This is a genomic window from Mesorhizobium sp. Cs1321R2N1, assembly GCF_037179725.1.
Lineage (GTDB): Bacteria > Pseudomonadota > Alphaproteobacteria > Rhizobiales > Rhizobiaceae > Mesorhizobium > Mesorhizobium salmacidum.
In genome coordinates this window covers 1-5,288 of record NZ_JAPYKP010000232.1, presented here as the reverse complement: position 1 = coordinate 5,288, position 5,288 = coordinate 1, and the positions used below count along the sequence as shown (strand labels likewise).

The following is a 5,288-nucleotide window of genomic DNA, read 5'->3' as shown; positions in this document are numbered from 1 at the left end:
CCCGGTAGCGCCGGCCTTGGCCGACCGGCCAGTCGCCAAGGCACTCCAGCCCCCCCCCAGGCGCTGCGCACCACGCGCTCCTGCTCAGGGGCGAATTTCAGGCGGATCGGTCGGGGAAACATCTTATCGTTCAACAGCCGTCTCCATGAATTGTGCATGTGAGCAGAAGCCGACATGCACCGAGGAAGCGGCGGATAACGTGGCCGACGGGGCAGGGTTCCAGGCCCCGACGATCAATTTTCAATCTTTGCCTTCAGTCGCGCGCGACGGCGTCCGACAAGGGTCTCGGCGCGGGCAGATCCGCGCCCTGTGTCCGCGGCCGGTCATGCTCGAACTGCTCGGCGCCGGGCAAGGCATGCAGCCAGGCTTCGCGCCGGCCGGTCCACAATTCATATTGCGGTGCCAGGTCCGTCGGCGCGACGTCGAGGCTGCCGAGCATCACCTCGGCCTCGTTGTCGTCGACCCAGGCGACACGGCTGCCGCAGGTCGGGCAAAAGCTGCGTGTGCCGTAGCTGGCCACTTGGCCCGATGTCTCGAAAGCATCGCGCGGCCAGATGGCAAAGGCCGAATAGACCGAACCGCCCGCCTTGCGGCAGTCCTTGCAGTGGCAAAGGCCGACCCGCGACGGCTGGCCGGTGACGACGAACTGCACGCCGCCGCACAGGCAGCTGCCGGTCCTGCTTGATATCTCGGACATGGTTGCGGCCCCTCCCTTTTTCGCCAGTCTGGCTTCGTCAGTTTGGCATGCCGCGGGCCGGGCGGGACAGATGCTCGTCTGCCATTTCGTTGGCCAGGATGAGAAACCGGGAAAAAGACATCCTGTTCACCGTACCGCCGGGCCCGGTTGACGCGGCCCGCAGCATCCTCCAACGCGACGCCGGCGAAATGGTTGCCGCCTCGCGGCCGCCTTCTTCTATCCGCGCGCGGCCATGTGGTTATCGAGCTTCTTGCGCGAGGGGCCGTAGCGCTTGATGATGGTCTGCGCCTCGCTCTGCGGAATACCGTATTTGCGCGCGAAGGCGGCGACCTCGTAAGTGTCCTCGCTCGAAACCAGCTTGCGGTCCTGTTTGGTCTTCGATTTGTCGTCGGGCATGGCGGGCCTCACTTTCTGTAAGCCGCATGGTCGCGCGGACGCCTGGATGTCGCGGTCAGACATAACACGGATCGGCCATGCTGGTTCCATGGCGGTGACGCCGGGCACTTACCGCCGGCCCCGGTTCAGGCCGATGGAGCGGCCGGGGCCGGCGCCACGGCTGCCGGCGCCACGGCTGTCGGGCGCCCCGCATTCGGCGCAGGGTGCGCTGGCGCCGGGGCAGCCGCGGGAATGCGTGCCGGCAGGACAGCAAAGGCCGTTTGAACTCGCCCAACGCGGGCACTGGAAAACCTTTCCGGTGCCGGCGCAGCCATCGCACTCCAGGACCGGCGACCGGACCAGATAGGACTTCGTCCCCAACCTGAGGTTTGCGCCCAAAACTCGACCCACCCAAAATTACTGCACGGAACACGCCGTGCATTAGCCCCAGCTAACAATATCATGTTGCTGGTTACGGACAAGTTTCAGGATCGTTAATCGTTCGTGAACGCCTGGCGCGTGTTACGGCGGCCGGCAATCGGCGCCTTGGGCCTGCTTGCTTCCCCTTCGAGGGGTGCCGTACACCAGCCGTCAAACCGAAGTCGGAGAGAAAAATCGCTGGCCGATGTCGGAACCGCGCGCGGCGGTGCGTCCTTGGGGCTGATGAAACTGGAGGAATACAACCATGCCGTCGCAAATCACACAATCGCCGTGGCAGACCGCGGCCCTTCTCGTCGCCCGCCTGATCTTCGCGGCCGTCTTCCTGATGGCGGTGACCTTCAAGTTCATGGGCATGGAGGCCACGGCCGGCTATATCGCGGCCGCGGGTTTCCCGTTCCCGCTCTTCCTCGCATGGTGTGCCGCGATCCTGGAGGTTGCGCTGGTGCTGTGTTTCCTCAGCGGTGCCTTCTTCACCCAGGCCGCGCTGGTCGCCGCCGCCTATGTGCTGTTCCTGGCCTTGGCCTTCCACGGACCCAGCCACTGGGCCGGCAACCAGGCCGAATTCGGCTTCTTCGTCGACCATTTTTCGTTCCTGGCCGGACTGCTTTTCGCGGCGGTCCATGGACCGGGAAGAATCCTGGCGCTGAACCTGGGATGGCCGGGCAGGGCGTAGGAGCCCGCCCGGGGCAGGGCCTAGCGGCCCGCCCGGGGGCGCGGGACGAAGACCTTACATCTGATCGTTATAAGGCTCCTTCATCTGGCCGACCATGCGGGCCAGCTTCGAAAAGGACGGCATGTCCGCCTCCGGCTGGCACTGGTTGGCAAGTTCCAGCAGCCGGATCGGGAAGTTGACGGCGTCGCGGCTCGACGCCGACATGCCTCCGGACCGCTCCTCGCCGGTTTCCAAGGCCTCGGCCTTGCGCAGCGCGATGTCGATCTCCTCCGATGTGAGCACCCCCTTTTTGACCAGGACATGGTTGATCGAGGCGACGGCCATCAGCAGGCCTTCGAGTTGCAGATTGGCGACGTTCATGGCGATTGCTCCAGTGGCTGGGTTCCAAACGCGCGAGCGGCATTTCCGATCCGACGTGGAGAAGCGCCGCGGCCTTTTGGCGACATGCGTCTACTCCTCCGTCAGGCGCTCGCCATATTCGCGCCACAGCGCCCTGACCTCCAGGCTGCCGAAGCGCGGGATCGAGGGGTCGCCGCAATCTATGGCAACGGTGCCGATGTCGTAGTTGGGGTAAGCGCCGGCGACGAAGCGGATCGCTTCGCCAAGCGAATGCACCCGGATGATCGGATCCGCCTAGCCCCGGCCAGTGCTGCGCACACCGGAAACCGTGGCCGGAGCATGCCGCATCCTGAAGACGGATGCCATGGCTGGTCTGTCCATCGTCCTCTCCACAAGGCCGTGCGACGGGAATCATTCCATGAGCTGCCGCTGATGATTTCACAGGAGCCGGCTGATGAAAAGCGGATGAATGTCTGGGCTGGCGTCATGCTCTCTCGGTCAAATGTGAATTTTTTCCTAATTATATCGTTGACACCACAAAACCTAGGTGTAGTATGGGCTGCAAGAGAGGGACGCAGCCATGTTCTCGGCACCACATTTTCACGATGACGAAGCCGCCCGCAGGCTCTTGGAAGAAATCCGTTGGCCGTCTAGCCGCTCCTGCCCGCATTGCGGCACCGTAGATCGCTCCTACGCTACCAAGCGCACCCAGAAGTGCGGCGCGACCGTCTACCGTTGCGGCGAACCGGAATGCCGGAAGGATTTCAGCGTCACCACCAAGAGCGTAATGGAGTCCTCGCATATCCCGCTGCACAAGTGGTTGCAGGGCTTCTATCTCATGGCTTCGTCCAAGAAGGGCGTTTCCGCGCACCAACTCCACCGCACCTTGAAAATCACCTACAAGGCGGCTTGGTTCATGGCTCACCGCATCCGCGAAGCCATGCGCGCCGATGGCACGTTCGGCCCGCTTGGCGGTGAAGGCCAGATCGTCGAGGCCGACGAAACTTACTACGGCTACCGCGACGACAAGAGCCTTGGAAAGACGACCATTCGCGGCAAGCGCGGGCATGGTGGCCAGCGCCCGATTATCGCCTTGGTAGAGCGCGGCGGTTCGGTGCGCACGTTCTATGCAGCGGTAGCGGACAAGGCGACTGTCACCAAGATCGTTGCCGAGAACATCGCTCGCGAAAGCTATCTCTACACCGACGAAAGCCGCCTCTACGGCGATACCGATCAACTCTTTGCCGAACACGCCACAGTCAAGCATTCCGCTGGCGAGTACGTTCGCTATGAAGGTGAGCGCACGATCCACACGAACACGGTCGAGAACGTGTTTTCAGTGTTCAAGCGCGGGATGCGCGGCGTGTATCAGCATTGCGCGGAAAAGCATCTGCACCGCTACCTGTCGGAATTCGATTTCCGCTACAACCATCGCTCGGCTCTTGGCGTCGAGGATGAAGCCCGCACCCGTGCCGCCATTGAAGGCGCTTCCGGCAAGCGCCTTACCTATCAACTCGCTGACTAGTCCGGTTTTCCATCACCGCGCTTTGCGCTTTTTGCGCTGGCGGAAGAAGCATCCGAAGAAGCGGAAGAAGACTTAGGTTTTCTTCCGCGCTTCTGTTGCGCGGGCACTCCAATCGGAGTCATGCTCTTGAGTGGAGCGGGTGGCGTGTTCAGGGCAGATTTGAGCAGTCTACGAAAACGGTCTTCCGCTTCGTTAGCGCCGTAAAGATCGCCGTCTCTTGGCGACGGTTCGGCATTGCGAGGAGACGATTTATTCATGCGCCGCGATCCCGATTGGCCTATGCCAAAATATGCACCCGGCCCGCATGATGACATATTCGCGCTTGGCGTCATATCGCTCAATTACTGCCATTTGGAGCATATGTTCAGCATCCTTTTCGGCTATGCCGTAGGTATGACAGAGGTGCAGGTTCGGGTTCTATTCCAGCGCCTGCAAAACGATTCCAGGTTGAAGGTTTTAGCTCAACTGACCGGTCAGCGGGACGAACTGCCTGCCGAATTCAAAGAGCTGGTCAAGCATTTCGCGGCTGGTTATGAAATTTGTGCCGTAAACCGCAACTCTATCATGCATTCTCATTCCGGTGGCCTATTTCGAAGCGAAAGTAGAGGAACAGCCGGGATTTTGCTTACCAAGTTCACAAGGTCTGGTGATGAGCTGGTTAGCCCTGTCGATCTGCACGACCTTCGAAGGGTCGCGGATGAGATTCACACCTATACGATGTTCGGTGCGAGCCTAGGTACGGACCTTCATATATTTAGAACTCTTCATGCTCGTGGCGAGACATACGAGCCGTCTCCATTGAGCGATAGACCTCCCTTACCACTGTCTCTGGACTGGCGACCCCTGTCAGAGTTTCAAGCACAAGCTCGCCAGCCCGAACCATCTCAGGGCTGATTTCGACCTCGCAAGATGGTTTGTCGGAGGGCTCCGACTTCCGGCCTGTCATGGGCCGAAATCCTACTCCTTGCGCTTGTGGTGTCAACGACATAATTAGGAATTTTTTCCTAGAAGCCGTTGACGGGCTGAGGGCAGCCATGCTACATATTTGTTCATGGTGCTGATTTGCGCCAATGACCCGCCGCCAAGGCGGGTTTTGTGTTTCTGCCGCCATGCCTAGGTGTGAGCTTTCGGGAGGTTGTCCATTCGGACCGAACCGAGGAGACTGGAGTTACCAGGCTTCAGTACACATCGGAGGGTCCGAATGAACATCCACAAGAATGCCCGTCTGACGCCGCTGC

7 protein-coding genes are annotated in these 5,288 nt (G+C 61.0%); 3 read left to right on the top strand and 4 right to left on the bottom strand.

Annotated elements, in window-relative coordinates:
* Positions 1-253: 253 nt before the first annotated feature.
* Both O7A61_RS30835 and O7A61_RS30830 read right to left on the bottom strand, forming a co-directional pair.
* Positions 254-697, bottom strand: a complete 444-nt coding sequence (locus tag O7A61_RS30835; RefSeq protein WP_337132968.1) for a GFA family protein — start codon at positions 695-697, stop codon at positions 254-256.
* Between the two features lie 216 nt (positions 698-913).
* Positions 914-1,093 (bottom strand): DUF3606 domain-containing protein, encoded by a 180-nt coding sequence (locus O7A61_RS30830; protein ID WP_013894490.1) that lies wholly within the window; start codon positions 1,091-1,093, stop codon positions 914-916.
* A gap of 664 nt (positions 1,094-1,757) precedes the next feature.
* Here O7A61_RS30830 and O7A61_RS30825 point away from each other — a divergent pair.
* The gene (locus O7A61_RS30825; RefSeq protein WP_140713693.1) at positions 1,758-2,186 is read left to right on the top strand and encodes a DoxX family protein; all 429 of its coding nucleotides are present in this window, start codon (positions 1,758-1,760) and stop codon (positions 2,184-2,186) included.
* A gap of 54 nt (positions 2,187-2,240) precedes the next feature.
* On the opposite strand, the gene O7A61_RS30820 is transcribed toward O7A61_RS30825, so the two are convergent.
* On the bottom strand, positions 2,241-2,546 hold the full coding sequence (locus O7A61_RS30820) for a hypothetical protein (RefSeq protein ID WP_027141487.1): 306 nt from the start codon (positions 2,544-2,546) through the stop codon (positions 2,241-2,243).
* 90 nt (positions 2,547-2,636) lie between these two features.
* Entirely contained in the window at positions 2,637-2,801 is a 165-nt protein-coding gene (locus O7A61_RS30815; protein ID WP_337132967.1) for a hypothetical protein, read from the bottom strand.
* A 304-nt stretch (positions 2,802-3,105) separates the two neighbouring features.
* On the opposite strand from O7A61_RS30815, the gene O7A61_RS30810 reads away from it, so the two are divergent.
* The gene (locus O7A61_RS30810) at positions 3,106-4,050 is read left to right on the top strand and encodes an IS1595 family transposase (RefSeq protein ID WP_337132966.1); all 945 of its coding nucleotides are present in this window, start codon (positions 3,106-3,108) and stop codon (positions 4,048-4,050) included.
* 255 nt (positions 4,051-4,305) lie between these two features.
* On the top strand, positions 4,306-4,944 hold the full coding sequence (locus tag O7A61_RS30805) for a hypothetical protein (protein WP_337132965.1): 639 nt from the start codon (positions 4,306-4,308) through the stop codon (positions 4,942-4,944).
* The last annotated feature ends 344 nt before the right edge of the window (positions 4,945-5,288 follow it).